Raw genomic sequence first — 13,941 nt, 5'->3', positions numbered from 1 at the left:
GGTAGACGGGAAAGCTGGAGCGCGGTGCACCAGGCTCTTCTCTCATTTCCCACCTGCACTCACTCCTGTTCCATCAGCTCGCGTTGCGGCGGGCGTCCTGTGGCGGCATGCCGGTCCAGCGCTTGAAGGCGCGGCGGAATTCGCGCGGGTCGTTGAAGCCGACCTCGCTGCCGATCTGGGCCACGCTCAGGGTGCCGGCCTGCAGCAGCTGCAGCGCCCGCTCGGCCCGCACGCGGTCGTGGATCTCGCGGAAGATGCGGCCACTCTCGGCGAGCTTGCGGCGCAGCGAGCGCTCGCTGAGGTTGAGCGTGCGCGCCACGTCGTTGAGCCTGGGCTGCTGCGCCAGCTGGCTGCGCAGCAGGCGTTCCACCGCGGCGACGATTTCCTGGTGCGGTTCGCCGCCGTCCGGCGTGCGCTGCTGCGCGCACAGGGCCAGCGCCTGCTGCGCGGTCAGCGGGTTGTAGCCGGGCAGCGGTCGTGCCAGCCATTGGGTGTCGATCAGCAACTGGTTGCGCGGCGCGCCGAAACGCACTTCGCAACCGAACAGCGCTTCATACCTGGCGGCATAGGCGGGCCGGGGATAGGCAAAGTCCGCCCGCACCGGGCACAGCTCGGCGCCGACCAGTTCGCGGGCGATCATCAGGCAGCTGGCGAACAGCTCCTCGCAGAAGAACGGCATCAGTTCGGTGTCGCCGAAGCGCGGCCAGGCCAGCAGCGCGACTTCGCGCTCGCTGGCCGGCTCGACGGCGACCTCCAGCAGGCAGCCGCAGATCTTGTGATGGGCGATGCCGGCGAACATCGCCTCGCCCAGCGTGCGCGAGGTCATCATCGCCAGGCCGAGCAGGCCGAAGCCGCCGATGGTGCCTTCGCGCCCGATGCGCAGGCCGGCATCGGGAACATCCAGCGCCTGCAGCGCGCGACGCACGAAGGTGTTGGCCTGGCGGTACGACACGCGCAAGGCGGGGTCGGCGATCTGCTCGCGGCTCAGCGCCAGGCCGGCAAACCAGGGGCGGCTGTCCACGCCGGCGGCATCGGCCAGCTGCACCAGGTAGAGCAGCTTGTTGGGCGGAAATTCCGCCGCGGTATAGCGCGGATCATCGCTCGCGATGGCGGGGCTGGTGACGGGTGACGGGCCGATCATGCCGGCGGGACGTGCCATGTTGCGAGCGCTCCACGAAGGCCTGCCGGCACGGGCCGGCAACGAAAGGGTCTCTATAACATGGGCTGGTGCCGCGCCGTTTGCGCGCCGCACAACATCGACCTGGCTGATGATGCGCGGGTCATCGGCGCGACGGCATCGCGCCGCGCATCAGGGCGATGCGGCCCCGCATCGATGCAGGACCCGCGCCCGGCACGGATCAGTGCCAGCGGTCATCGTCGCGATCCCGGTCGCGATCGTGGCGGCGGTCGTTGTCGTGGCCGCGGTCATGGTCGTGGTGATATCCGACGTAGCCGTGGTCGCGCGGCGGCACCACGATACAGCCCTGGAGCGACAGGCTGCCCACCAGCACGCTGGCGGCGATGAGGGTGGTGGTCATGAATCGGCGCATGGCGGCTTCCTCTCGTGGCGGTGGACGCAAGAAGTAGCACGCGGGTAGTCGCATCGCTGCCCACGGGAGCCGCCCTCGACGGCTCCCGTTCATCCGCAAGCCGCCTGTCGTTCAGCTCGATGAAGCCCCGCTGACGATGCGCCGGATCTCCCGGTGGATTCCGGCGCGGGTTTACTCGCCGATCGTCAGCAGTGAAGCATTGCCGCCGGCCGCCGTGGTGTTGATGGTGAGCGTGCGCTCGCCGGCGAAACGCAGCAGGTAGTGCGGGCCGCCGGCCTTGGGGCCGGTGCCGGACAGGCACTCGCCGCCGAACGGCTGCACGCCGACCACCGCACCGATCTGGTTGCGGTTGACGTAGCAGTTGCCGACGCGGGCGTGGCTGGCGATGTAGTCGACGGTGTCGTTGATGCGGCTGTGGATGCCCAGGGTGAGGCCGTAGCCGGTGGCGTTGATCTGGTCCACGATCTGCTTCAGCTCGCTGCCCTTCCAGCGGATCACGTGCAGCACCGGGCCGAACACTTCGCGGGTCAGCGTGGCGAGCGAGGGGATTTCGTAGGCGCGCGGCGCGAAGAAGGTGCCGTTGGCGGTGAGCGCGGGGTCCAGCGCGACCTCGCCGATCTTCTTCGCTTCCTTGTCCATGCGCGCGGCGTGGTCGACCAGGATCTGCTTCGCGTCCTCGTCGATCACCGGGCCGACATCGGTGGACAGCAGGCCCGGATCGCCGACCTTCAGCTCGGCCATTGCACCGGTGAGCATGGCGGTGACCTTGTCGGCGATGTCTTCCTGCACGAACAGCACGCGCGCGGCCGAGCAGCGCTGGCCGGCGGACTGGAACGCCGAGGCGATCACGTCCTTGACGATCTGCTCGGGCAGTGCGGAGGAGTCGGCGATCATCGCGTTCTGCCCGCCGGTCTCGGCAATAAGCGCGGCGATCGGTGCGTTGCGAGCGGCGAGCGCGCGGTTGATCGCCCACGCGGTGTCGGTGGAGCCGGTGAACGCGACGCCGGCCACGCGCGGGTCCCTGGTGAGCGCAGCGCCCACGGTGGCGCCGTCGCCCGGCAGGTACTGCAGCACGTCAACCGGCACGCCGGCTTCGTGCAGCAGCTTCACCGCGGCATGGCCGATCAGCGAGGTCTGCTCGGCAGGCTTGGCGATCACGCTGTTGCCGGCGGCCAGCGCGGCACTGACCTGGCCAAGGAAGATCGCCAGCGGGAAGTTCCACGGGCTGATGCAGACGAACACGCCGCGACCGTTGAGGAACAACTGATTGCTCTCGCCAGTGGGGCCGGGCAGCTGTTCGGGCTGGCCGAACAGGCGGCGCGCCATGGCTGCGTAGTAACGCAGGAAGTCGGCGGCCTCGCGGATCTCGGCGATCGCGTCGGGCAGGCTCTTGCCGGCCTCGCGCACGCACAGCGCGATGAACTCGCCGCGGCGTGCTTCGAGCTGGTCGGCGGCGTGTTCGAGGATCGCGGCGCGGCTGGCCGCCGGCAGGCGATCCCAGCCGAACTGGGCGGCGACCGCGTTGCCCAGCGCCCGGTCGACGGTGGCGCTGTCGGCGCCGGTGTAGCTGCCCACCACCTGGCGGCGATCGGCCGGGTTGGTCACCTGCACGGTCGGGCCGTTCGCGCCCGCGCCCGGCACCAGGGGTGCCGCGGTCCACGGGCCGGTGTTTGCGTTGACCGCGTCGGCCATCGCCTTCAGTTCGTTGTCGTTGGAGAAGTTGACGCCCATGGAATTCTTCCGGGTGATCGAATTGGAATGCTGCGCAGGCGCGGTGCTGTCGCCGTAGAGATTCACCGGCAGCGGGATGCGCGGATGCGGAATGGAGCTGAAGCTGCGCACCGTCTCGCAGGGATCGGCGACCAGCTCGCGCACCGGCACGCTTTCATCGACGACGCGATTGACGAAGCTGGTGTTGGCACCGTTCTCCAGCAGTCGGCGGACCAGGTACGGCAGCAGGTCCTCGTGCGTGCCCACCGGCGCATACACGCGGCAGGGCACGTTCAGGTTCTGCGGGCCGATCACCTCGGCGTACAGGTCGGTGCCCATGCCGTGCAGGCGCTGGAACTCGAACGGCCGGCCGTGCGCCAGGTGGTGCACGGCGGCGATCGAGTGCGCGTTGTGGGTGGCGAACTGCGGATAGACCAGCTCGCTGCCGGCATCGAACAGCTTGCGGGCGCAGGCCAGGTAGGACACGTCGGTGTTCGGCTTGCGCGTGTACACCGGATAGCCGGCCAGGCCGTTTTCCTGGGCGCGCTTGATCTCCGCATCCCAGTAGGCGCCCTTGACCAGGCGCACGTACCAGCGGCGATTGGCGGCGCGGGCGGTCTCGATCAGCCAGTCGATCACGAACGGCGTGCGCTTGGCATACGCCTGCACCACGATGCCCAGGCCGTTCCAGCCTTCCAGCGACGGGTGCTTGAAGACGTCGCCGATGATGTCCAGCGACAGCTCCAGTCGCTCCGCTTCCTCCGCGTCGACCGACAGCGCGATGCCATGCTTCATCGCCAGCTGCGACAGTTCCAGCAGTTTCTCGGTGAGTTGGCGGCGGGCCAGTTCGCGCTTGGCCACTTCGTAGCGCGGGTGCAGCGCGGACAGCTTCACCGAGATCGACGGCGCGTCGGTGTGGTTGGCGAACGGGCCACGTGCGCCGATCGCGGCGATCGCGCGGCGGTAGTCTTCCTGGTAGCGCTCGGCGGTGGCGGCGGTCAGCGCGGACTCGCCAAGCATGTCGTAGGAGTAGCGGTAGACCGCGTATTCCTTCTTCGCGCAGCGGTCGAGCGCCTCGTCGATGCTGCGGCCCATCACGAACTGGTGACCCATGATGCGCATGGCCTGGCGCACGGCAAGGCGGATCGCCGGTTCGCCCGCGCGGCCGACCAGCCGCTTCAGCGCGCCGGTGAAGTCGTGGCGGGTGTCCTCGGCGAGGTTGACCAGGTGTCCGGTCAGCATCAGGCCCCAGGTCGAGGCGTTGACGAACAGCGATTCGCTCTGGCCCAGGTGCTTCTTCCAGTCCGCGTCGCCCAGCTTGTCGCGGATCAGCTTGTCGGCGGTGGCCTTGTCCGGAATGCGCAGCAGGGCTTCGGCCACGCACATCAGCAGCACGCCTTCCTCCGAGGAAAGGTCGTACTGGCGCATGAAGGATTCGACCGCGCTCTGGTCGCTGGCGCGTGAGCGCACGCGGGTGACCAGGCCGGCGGCCACGTCGATCACCTGTTCGCGTTCGGCCGGCGGCAGGCTGGCCTGGACCAGCAGGTCGTTGATCGCTTCGGTCTCGTCGCGCAGCCAGGCCGCGGTAATGCGCGCGCGCGCGGGCGTGCAGTCGAGGGGAAGTTCGGGGCTGAGAATGGCTTGGGTCACGGGAAGCTTGCCAGAATCCGCTCGGGGCGGAGGGAAGCGCGGGATTGTACGCCGCGGCCTGCCGTTTCGGGCGGCTGCGGCCGCTTTCCGCAGGGGAAGCGAGCATGTCCGCAAGCCCTGCCCCGAGACGTGATCCAGGTCAACGGGGTGCGACATTCTTGCCCGTTGCGCCGCCGCGGCCTATCATTCCCGCGTTCCAGGCACGCCGGGTCCCCATGATCGTGCTTCGACCAGCTACCGCCGGCTTGCCCTGCGTGACGATGTGGCTCAAGCCCAATCGCACGCTCAGCCGGCGCGGTCTGCGTCGACTGATCATGGTTCTGGTAGCGCTGGTGCTGATGACGGCTGGACTGGGATCGTGGCAGGGGAATGTGTTCGCTCCGCTGTTTGCCCTGGTTGAATCCGCCGCCGTGGCCTTCGCCCTGAGCGTGGCCTGGCGGGCCGGTGACCGTAGTGAGCGCATCACTCTCGACGCCGTGTCGCTGGAGGTGCAATCGCTGCCAGGCCGGCGCCGCATGCGTTTCCAGTCGTACTGGGTGCGCGTGTTGCTGGAGCCCGCCAACGGGCGCCAGCGGCTGCTGCTGTCATCGCACGGGCGCGAGCTGGAGATCGGCGTTTTCCTGGCGGATCAGGAACGCGTCGAGCTGTCGAAGAAACTCATGGTGTTGCTGGCCGAATTCAATGGACAGCCACGCAAGCAGGTTCAACAAAGGTGCAAGACATGACATCTGGCGGCATCAGGCGATCATTCACGGCAGCGGCGGCTCTCGCCCTTGCATCGTTCGGCAGCGTGGCCCTGGCCGCCCCCGGTCCGTGGCAACTGAACATGGAGCGCGGCGCCAGCACCTGGTCGCCGGTGGCCTACCACCTCAACAACATCTCGCTGGCCGTGTGCACGGTGATCGGCGTGCTGGTGTTCGGGGCGATGTTCGTGGCGATGTTCCGCTTCCGCAAATCGCGGGGTGCGGTCGCCGAGAAGTGGTCACACAACACCATGGTGGAAGTCATCTGGACCACCATCCCGGTGCTGATCCTGATCACCCTGGCTTACCTGGCCACCGGCGGCCTCACCAGCTGGGCCGACACCACCGGCTCGCAGATGACCGTCAAGGTCACCGGCTACCAGTGGAAGTGGCGCTACGACTATGTCGATTACATGGGCAAGTCGATCGACAAGGTCGGCTTCATGTCCAAGCTGGATACGCAGAGCGACCAGACCCGCCAGCTCGGTTCGGGCATGGACCCGTTCGCGGTCAAGGTCGGCGACGAAAGCACCTACCTGCTGAATGTCGACAAGCCGCTGGTCGTGCCGGTCGACACCAAGATCCGCTTCGTGATCACCAGCGGCGACGTGATCCACTCCTGGTGGGTGCCGGCGACCGGCTGGAAGATCGACGCGATCCCCGGAATCATCAATGCCGCGTGGGCCAACTTCACCACGCCGGGCACCTATCGCGGCCAGTGCGCCGAGTTGTGCGGCCAGGATCACGGCTTCATGCCGATCGTGGTGGTGGTGAAGTCCAAGGCGGACTTCGCCAAGTGGCTGGCCGAGCAGGAGACGCAGTCCACCGCGCCCGCCGCCACGCCGCAAACAGCACAGGTCGCCACCCCGGCCGGTGGCAAGCAGGGCTGACCCGCGTCAGTCTCGTCGGCACGACTTCATTTCGCAGTTGCATTCCACTTTCAGGTTAGAGGTACGTCATGTCCCACGCAGCCACCCATGATCACCATGATGATCACCACGGCGCGCCGAAGAATTTCTTCCAGCGCTGGGTCATGTCCACCAACCACAAGGACATCGGCACGCTGTATCTGATCTTCGCGCTGACGATGTTCTTCATCGGCGGCAGCTTCGCGATGGGTATCCGTGCCGAGCTGTTCAAGCCCGGCATGCAGCTGATGCAGCCGTACTTCTTCAACCAGCTGACCACGATGCACGCGCTGGTGATGATCTTCGGCGCGATCATGCCGGCCTTCGTCGGCCTCGGTAACTGGATGATCCCGCTGATGGTGGGCGCGCCGGACATGGCGTTGCCGCGCATGAACAACCTGTCGTTCTGGATCCTGCCGTTCGCCTTCATCCTGATGCTGTCCACCCTGTTCATGCCCGGCGGTGGCCCGGCCGGTGGCTGGACCATGTATCCGCCGCTGGCGCTGCAGAGCGACTCGCTCGCCTACGTGGTGTTCGCGGTCCACCTGATGGGCATCAGCTCGATCATGGGCGCGATCAACATCATCGCCACCATCCTCAACATGCGCGCGCCGGGCATGGACCTGCTGAAGATGCCGGTGTTCGTGTGGAGCTGGCTGATCACCGCGTTCCTGCTGATCGCCGTGATGCCGGTGCTGGCCGGTGCGGTGACCATGCTGCTCACCGACAAGTATTTCGGCACCAACTTCTTCAACCCGGGCGGCGGCGGCGACCCCGTCCTGTACCAGCACATCTTCTGGTTCTTCGGCCATCCCGAGGTCTACATCATGATCCTGCCCGCGTTCGGGATCATCTCGGAAGTGGTGCCGACCTTCGCGCGCAAGCCGATCTTCGGCTACAAGGCGATGGTGTTCGCGATCGCCTGCATCGCCTTCCTGTCGTTCATCGTGTGGGCGCACCACATGTTCGCGGTCGGCCTGCCGCTGGGCGCGGAAATCTTCTTCATGTACGCCACCATGCTGATCTCGGTGCCGACCGGCGTGAAGGTGTTCAACTGGGTCGCCACCATGTGGGGCGGTTCGATGACGTTCGAGACGCCGATGCTGTTCTCGCTGGCGTTCATCATCCTGTTCACCATCGGCGGCTTCTCCGGCCTGATGCTGGCGCTGGTGCCGGCCGACTTCCAGTATCACGACACCTACTTCGTGGTGGCGCATTTCCATTACGTGCTGGTGACCGGCGCGCTGTTCGCGATCATCTCGGCGGCCTACTACTGGATGCCGAAGTGGACCGGCAACATGTACAGCGAGTTCTGGGGCAAGGTGCACTTCTGGAACAGCGTGATCTGGGTCAACGTGCTGTTCTTCCCGCAGCACTTCCTTGGCCTGGCCGGCATGCCGCGCCGCATCCCCGACTACAACGTCGCGTTCGCCAACTTCAACATGATCAGCTCGATCGGCGGCTTCCTGTTCGGCGCCACCCAGCTGATCTTCGTCGGCGTGCTGATCCACTGCGCGTTCTTCTCCAAGAAGAAGGCCACCGACCGCGTGTGGGAAGGTGCCAAGGGCCTGGAGTGGACCGTGCCGTCGCCGGCACCGCATCACACCTTCGAAGTGCCGCCGGTGATCAACGACGACGAACTGGCGCACGGTCACGTGAACGATTGACGGTTTTCGCGGCATCCTGGCCAGCGCCGGGATGTCGCACAGGAACAGGCAGCAGATGAAGCAGGAAACGACGAGGTCTCCGGTCGCCGATGGCGACGACAGTCGCCGCCGGGGCGTCCGACGCACCGTGACGGTGCTGGTGGCGATCGTGGCGTTCTTCTTCCTGATTTCGTTCGTGCAGATCGTGTTGATGAAGTAGTCGGTCGCGATTGCCACAGAGTTTTCACCGGTTCGCCGTGGCGGCGGCCGGCACGCAGTTCCCCGGGCGGCACGACGGGGCAGAGCCATCAAGAGAAATCCACGGGGTTACACCATGGGTCAGCAGCACGACGCTTATTTCGTACCGGCCAAGAGCCAGTGGCCGATTGTGGCCGCGGTGGTCATGTTCCTCACCGTGTTCGGTGCCGCGCACTGGCTGAATGCGGCGCCCGGTGAAGCCGGCTTCGGCAAGACCGTGCTGACCGTCGGCGTGATCGGCGTGTTTGCCATGTTCTTCGGCTGGTTCCGCTCGGTGATCCGCGAATCGCTGGCCGGCAGCTACAGCCACCAGGTCGACACCTCGTTCCGCATGGGCATGATGTGGTTCATCTTCTCCGAGGTGATGTTCTTCGGCGCATTCTTCGGTGCGCTGTTCTACATCCGCATGTTTTCCGTGCCGTGGCTCGGCGGTGACGGCCATGGCGTGCTGACCCACCAGTTCCTGTGGAGCGATTACGCTGCCGCGTGGGGCGCCAACGGCGGCAACGGCCCGGAACAGATCGGTGGTTCCTTCCACACCGTGCCGGCCTGGGGCCTGCCACTGCTGAACACGCTGATCCTGCTGACCTCCAGCGTCACCGTGACGATCGCGCACCACGCGCTGCGCGCGGGTCACCGCGGCAAGATCCTGCTGTTCCTGGGCCTCACCGTCCTGCTCGGCGCGACCTTCCTGTACTTCCAGGCCCACGAGTACATGGAGGCCTACCGCGAGCTCAACCTGACCCTGCACAGCGGCGTCTATGGCTCGACCTTCTTCATGCTGACCGGCTTCCATGGCCTGCACGTGACGCTGGGCACGATCATGCTGGCGGTGATCTGGTTCCGCGTGCTGGCGGGTCACTTCAACAAGGAGCACCACTTCGGTTTCGAAGCCGTGGCCTGGTACTGGCACTTCGTCGACGTGGTCTGGCTCGGCCTGTTCATGTTCGTCTATATCCTCTGACGCAAGGTCCTTCTCGCGAAGAGCAAGACCGGCCGTCCGGGCCGGACTCTTCAGAAGAGCGACGCGAGGCCCTCTCGCGGAGAGCAGGGCCGAAAACAACAAAAAACCCGCCATTGGCGGGTTTTTTGTTGCTGGCGAGTCCGTCTCGGCGGGCGGGCCGGCGGTACAACCGCTACAATTACTGGCCGACGTCGTGCGGATGGATCCAGCCCATCTTCCAGCCGATGATCACCATCGCGATCAGGAGCAGGGACAGGCCGATGCGGCGGGTCAGGGCCCATACCGTGCGTCGGTCGTCGTCCTGATCCTTCATCATGAAGAACAGCGCCTGGCCGAGGCTGAAGATCACCACCAGCAGCACCACGACCAGCGCAAATTTATAGACGGTTTCCACGTGATTGATCCGATCCAGTTCGACATGCCCAGTATAGCGGTCGCTGGCAGGCGCCCGGCGTGAGCGGTTTTCGCCGTCCGTCGTGGTGGGCGCTGCTGCTGACCGTGGCCGGAGCCTTGCTGTTCGTGCGTCTGGGCTTCTGGCAGCTGCATCGTGCCGACTTCAAGGAAGCCCTTCTGCGACGGTATGCCGCGGCGGCCACGGCACCCGTACAGGACTTCCCGCCGGCGTCGGGCTCGTCGATGCCGGCGGCGGACCGCTTCGCGCGGGTGCGGGTTCACGGCCGTTACCTGGCCGACCGCATCTACCTGCTGGACAACCCGAAGCACGACGGGCTTGGCGGGGTCGAGGTCTTCGTGCCGCTGGCGCTGCATGGCGACTCGCGTCTGCTGCTGGTCGACCTCGGCTTCCTGCCCGGCAACGGCAATGGCAAGACGCCCCAGCTGCCGCCGCTACCCGCCGGCGAGGTGACCTTGCAGGGCCTGTACGTGCCGCCGCCGCCGTCGGGCTTCGAGATGGGCGGCAACGCGCTGGCCCGCCAGGCGGGCTGGCCAAAGACCACGATCTTCCTCGACACCAGCGAAGTCGCGCGCGATCTCGGCCAGCCCCTGTATCCGCACCTGCTGGCGCTGGATGCCGACCCTGCGTCGATCTACGTGCGCGTGCACACGCTCGATTTCTCCTCGATGCCGCCGGCGCGGCATCGGGCCTATGCCTTCCAGTGGTTCACCTTTGCGCTCGCCGCGGTGGTGATCCTGCTGGTCGTGCATCGCAAGCGCAAACCGCGCAAACCCGATTCCACCAGAGTTGAAGACGTCCGATGAATGCTGTCGATCCCGCCGCCGTGCGCAAGAGCCGAATCTTCCTGGTGCTGGTCGCCCTGGTTTTCGCCGCACCGATGATCGCCGCCACCCTGCTGGGCTGGGCGGGCTGGATGCCCGGCACCAAGGGCAACGGCGAGGCGATCGTGCCGCAGCGCAACTTCGTGGCCGAGCAGTTGCGCGTGGAGCTTGCTGACGGAAAGACCTATGCGTGGCGCGACAGCTCGCCGCGCTTCACCCTGGTGGCGCTGGCCGGCCCGGACTGCGCGGCGCATTGCTTCGAGACGCTGACCGGGATCGCCAAGGCGCGGGTCATGCTCAATCGCAATCAGTCGCGCCTGCGTCTGCTCTACATCGGCGCGCCGCCGGCGGATGCGAACCAGCGCACCGCGATGCAGGCTTACTGGATCTTCGGTCGCGATGTCGAAGGCAAGCTGGCCACGTATGTACCCTCCACGCCGGACAGCATCAGTGCGGTGCTGGTCGAGTCCAATGGCACCGCGCTGTCGCGGTATCCGGCAGGTTTCGATGTGCCCGGCCTGTTGCGCGACATGCTGAAGGTGATCAAGTGATGTCCCGGCATGCGGTGAAGGCATTGCGCTGGCTGGCCCTGTTCGCCACCGTGTTCGCGTTCGGGCTGGTGATGTTCGGCGCGTTCGTGCGGCTGTCCAACGCCGGCCTGTCCTGCCCGGACTGGCCGACCTGCTACGGCCAGGTGACCTGGCCGCAGCACGCGCAGGCGGTGGCCCACGCCGATGCGAGCTTCCCCGATCGTCCGTACGAAGCGCACAAGGCCTGGCGCGAGCAGGTGCACCGCTTCCTCGCCGGCACCCTGGGCGTGATGGTGCTGCTGCTGGCCGTGCTGGCGAGCTGGCGCCGTCGCGCTGCGCTGCTGGCAATCGTTGCCGGGGCGCTGTTCGCGGCGCTCGGGGTGGGCCTGTACATGCGCGGCGAACACCTGTGGTCGTCGCTGCTGGCCGCCTGCGCGATCGCGCTGCCGCTGATCGCCGCGGCCCGGCTGCCGCGTCCGGGCGCATGGAGGATCTGCGTGCTGGCGCTGGCGGTGATCATCTTCCAGGCCATGCTTGGCATGTGGACGGTGACCCTGCTGTTGAAGCCGGTGGTGGTGATGGGCCACCTGCTCGGTGGCATGGCCACGTTCGCCTTGCTGGCCTGGGCCGCGCTGCGCTTCGCGGGCGTGGCCGCGGCGGACGACCGGCATGCCGGCTTGCGCCGCTGGGTCGCGCTCGGCGTGGTGCTGCTGTTCTGCCAGATCGCGCTGGGCGGCTGGACCTCCGCGAACTACGCCGCGCTGGCCTGCGGCTATGGTCCGGGCTCGTTCCCGCAATGCCTCGGCCAGTGGACGCCGCCGACCGATTTCCACGAAGGCTTCGTGCTGTGGCGCGGCATCGGCGTGAACTACGAGGGTGGCGTGCTGGACATGGCCGCGCGCAGCGCGATCCAGATCGCCCACCGGATCGGCGCGCTGGTGGTGTTCTGCTACCTCGGCGCGCTGGCGGTTGGCGCGGCGCGGCGCGGCCTGCGCCTGGCCGGCCTGGCGATCGTTCTGGCGCTGGCGATCCAGGTCATGCTGGGCATCAGCAACATCTACCTGGGCCTGCCGCTGCCGGTGGCGACTGCACACAATGGCGGTGCGGCCCTGCTGCTGTTCACCCTGCTGGCCACGCTGGCGCGTACGCAGCGGCAAGCAGGAGGCGCCTCCCCGCCCTGACGGGAGGGCCCGCACGCTGAAAAGCCTCGCGGAAACCGGGGTATCTGGTCGGGCGGATGTCCGTTGAGGTATACAAGCCACCAATGGTATCCGTGGTGATGCCACCCCCATCGCGAAGGAGTGCCCTCATGAAGACTAACGCGTACATGGTGCTGTTCGGTTTCTCGTTGGGTTGCCTTGTCGGGATCGGCAGCGCAATGGCGCAGGAGCGGGCACAGAAGGGACAGGCTCCCGGCCGGCTGGAAATGAGTCAGCAGGTACGCGCCGCGAACGCCGATTCATTTGACGAGAAGGCGACCGAAGCCCTTCGCCATTCGCGCAAGAAGCCGTCAATGACGCCGTTGCAGTCGACGGACATGTTCCTGCAGTTGGACAAGAACCACGACATGCTGCTGACGCGGTCGGAGGTTCCGGAAAAGATGACCATCCTGCGTGCGCAGTTCGAAAAATACGATCTGGATCACGATCATCGCCTCAACTATTCGGAGTTCGCCAATTACACCGACACGATGCCCAGTGAACTTGCCGGGGCACCGTGAGCCTGGGTGGCGATCCGGCCGGCTCCGCTCGTGAGGTATTACACTACGCGGCCAGCCACCCGTTGCCGAATGTTCACGTGAATCCGCATCTCTCTCAATACCTGCAATTGACGAAGCCACGCATTGTCGCGTTGTTGGTGTTTTGCGCCGTGATTGGCATGTTTCTCGCCGTTCCGGGTTTGCCGCAATGGCAGGCGCTGGTGTTCGGAACACTGGGTATCTGGCTGGCATCTTCTTCCGCAGCCGCGTTCAACCAGCTGATCGACCAGCGCATCGACAAGGTGATGGTGCGCACCTCGCACCGTCCGCTGGCGACCGGAGAGCTCAACGTGAGGCAGGTCTTCGTCTTCGCGTCAGTTCTCGGAATCGCCTCGATGGTGGTTTTGATGCTGCTGGTCAACACGCTGACCGCGGTGCTGACTTTTGCCGGATTGATCGGGTATGCGGTGATCTACACCGCGTTTCTCAAGCGCGCGACGCCCCAGAACATCGTGATCGGTGGCCTCGCCGGCGCCATTCCGCCGGTGCTCGGCTGGACTGCTGTCACGGGTTCCCTGCATCCATATGCATTGCAGCTGTGCCTGATCATCTTCGTGTGGACACCACCGCATTTCTGGGCGCTGGCAATTTTTCGGCGCGAAGACTATTCGCGCGCTCAGGTGCCGATGTTGCCGGTGACCCACGGGGTGGCGTTCACCCGCTGGCACATTCTGTTCTACACCGTACTGCTGGTGCTGGTGACCCTGTTGCCTGCGCTGACGGGGATGAGCGGGCTGGTCTACCTCGGCGGCGCCGTGGTGCTGGGCGGGGCGTTCCTGTATTACGCAGTGCGTCTGTTGAATCCGCCCGACGAGCTGTACGCGATGAAGGTATTCAACTACTCCATCATCTATTTGATGGCCTTGTTCGCGTTTCTGCTGGCTGACCACTGGCTGACAGACCCGCTCATGCATCTTGAATTGGCGCAACAGCGGGCGATCTGATCGCGCTGCCGCGTTCCGGCTCGCTGGTTCTGCTGTTCCGATG

General features: G+C 66.2%; 14 protein-coding genes. 10 read left to right on the top strand and 4 right to left on the bottom strand.

Annotated elements, in window-relative coordinates:
• Nucleotides 1–73: 73 nt before the first annotated feature.
• The 3 genes from ABNK63_RS15695 to putA all read right to left on the bottom strand — a co-directional run bounded on the left by ABNK63_RS15695 (nucleotide 74) and on the right by putA (nucleotide 4,910).
• Nucleotides 74–1,159 (bottom strand): AraC family transcriptional regulator, encoded by a 1,086-nt coding sequence (locus ABNK63_RS15695; protein WP_007806746.1) that lies wholly within the window; start codon nucleotides 1,157–1,159, stop codon nucleotides 74–76.
• 199 nt (nucleotides 1,160–1,358) lie between these two features.
• Complete coding sequence (locus ABNK63_RS15690; RefSeq protein WP_007806744.1) at nucleotides 1,359–1,550, bottom strand: hypothetical protein; 192 nt, start codon at nucleotides 1,548–1,550, stop codon at nucleotides 1,359–1,361.
• A gap of 171 nt (nucleotides 1,551–1,721) precedes the next feature.
• Nucleotides 1,722–4,910 carry a bifunctional proline dehydrogenase/L-glutamate gamma-semialdehyde dehydrogenase PutA gene (gene putA / locus ABNK63_RS15685; RefSeq protein ID WP_350016146.1) on the bottom strand — a complete coding sequence of 1,063 codons (3,189 nt, stop codon included), beginning with the start codon at nucleotides 4,908–4,910 and terminating at the stop codon, nucleotides 1,722–1,724.
• Between the two features lie 260 nt (nucleotides 4,911–5,170).
• Between putA and ABNK63_RS15680 the strand changes: the two genes are divergently transcribed.
• The 5 genes from ABNK63_RS15680 (at nucleotide 5,171) to ABNK63_RS15660 (ending at nucleotide 9,429) form a co-directional block, all read left to right on the top strand.
• Complete coding sequence (locus ABNK63_RS15680; protein WP_350017230.1) at nucleotides 5,171–5,635, top strand: DUF2244 domain-containing protein; 465 nt, start codon at nucleotides 5,171–5,173, stop codon at nucleotides 5,633–5,635.
• The gene (gene coxB / locus ABNK63_RS15675; RefSeq protein WP_040673014.1) at nucleotides 5,632–6,543 is read left to right on the top strand and encodes a cytochrome c oxidase subunit II; all 912 of its coding nucleotides are present in this window, start codon (nucleotides 5,632–5,634) and stop codon (nucleotides 6,541–6,543) included. The genes ABNK63_RS15680 and coxB overlap by 4 nt, the downstream gene beginning before the upstream one ends.
• 68 nt (nucleotides 6,544–6,611) lie before the next feature.
• Nucleotides 6,612–8,228: a cytochrome c oxidase subunit I gene (ctaD, locus tag ABNK63_RS15670; RefSeq protein WP_350016145.1), complete on the top strand. Its 1,617-nt coding sequence runs from the start codon at nucleotides 6,612–6,614 to the stop codon at nucleotides 8,226–8,228.
• Between the two features lie 55 nt (nucleotides 8,229–8,283).
• Nucleotides 8,284–8,427, top strand: a complete 144-nt coding sequence (locus ABNK63_RS15665) for a hypothetical protein (protein ID WP_157581966.1) — start codon at nucleotides 8,284–8,286, stop codon at nucleotides 8,425–8,427.
• A gap of 114 nt (nucleotides 8,428–8,541) precedes the next feature.
• Complete coding sequence (locus ABNK63_RS15660; protein WP_007806736.1) at nucleotides 8,542–9,429, top strand: cytochrome c oxidase subunit 3; 888 nt, start codon at nucleotides 8,542–8,544, stop codon at nucleotides 9,427–9,429.
• Nucleotides 9,430–9,607: 178 nt separating this feature from the next.
• Here the strand turns inward: ABNK63_RS15660 and ABNK63_RS15655 are convergent, their stop codons facing one another.
• A complete protein-coding gene (locus ABNK63_RS15655) occupies nucleotides 9,608–9,823 on the bottom strand; it encodes a twin transmembrane helix small protein (RefSeq protein ID WP_007806734.1) in 216 nt (71 codons plus the stop codon).
• A gap of 59 nt (nucleotides 9,824–9,882) precedes the next feature.
• On the opposite strand from ABNK63_RS15655, the gene ABNK63_RS15650 reads away from it, so the two are divergent.
• The 5 genes from ABNK63_RS15650 (at nucleotide 9,883) to cyoE (ending at nucleotide 13,898) form a co-directional block, all read left to right on the top strand.
• Nucleotides 9,883–10,647 (top strand): SURF1 family protein, encoded by a 765-nt coding sequence (locus tag ABNK63_RS15650; protein WP_350016144.1) that lies wholly within the window; start codon nucleotides 9,883–9,885, stop codon nucleotides 10,645–10,647.
• Nucleotides 10,644–11,216, top strand: coding sequence for a hypothetical protein (locus ABNK63_RS15645; protein ID WP_350016143.1), 573 nt, complete (start codon nucleotides 10,644–10,646; stop codon nucleotides 11,214–11,216). Before ABNK63_RS15650 ends, ABNK63_RS15645 begins: the two co-directional genes overlap by 4 nt.
• A complete protein-coding gene (locus ABNK63_RS15640) occupies nucleotides 11,216–12,376 on the top strand; it encodes a COX15/CtaA family protein (RefSeq protein WP_350016142.1) in 1,161 nt (386 codons plus the stop codon). Before ABNK63_RS15645 ends, ABNK63_RS15640 begins: the two co-directional genes overlap by 1 nt.
• A gap of 128 nt (nucleotides 12,377–12,504) precedes the next feature.
• Nucleotides 12,505–12,915 carry an EF-hand domain-containing protein gene (locus ABNK63_RS15635; RefSeq protein ID WP_007806726.1) on the top strand — a complete coding sequence of 137 codons (411 nt, stop codon included), beginning with the start codon at nucleotides 12,505–12,507 and terminating at the stop codon, nucleotides 12,913–12,915.
• Nucleotides 12,916–12,992: 77 nt separating this feature from the next.
• Nucleotides 12,993–13,898, top strand: a complete 906-nt coding sequence (gene cyoE, locus ABNK63_RS15630; RefSeq protein ID WP_040673010.1) for a heme o synthase — start codon at nucleotides 12,993–12,995, stop codon at nucleotides 13,896–13,898.
• Nucleotides 13,899–13,941: the final 43 nt, after the last annotated feature.

Source organism: Rhodanobacter sp. IGA1.0, from assembly GCF_040208325.1.
Taxonomy (GTDB): Bacteria; Pseudomonadota; Gammaproteobacteria; order Xanthomonadales; family Rhodanobacteraceae; genus Rhodanobacter; species Rhodanobacter spathiphylli.
This window is presented reverse-complemented; position numbering and strand designations above follow the sequence as displayed.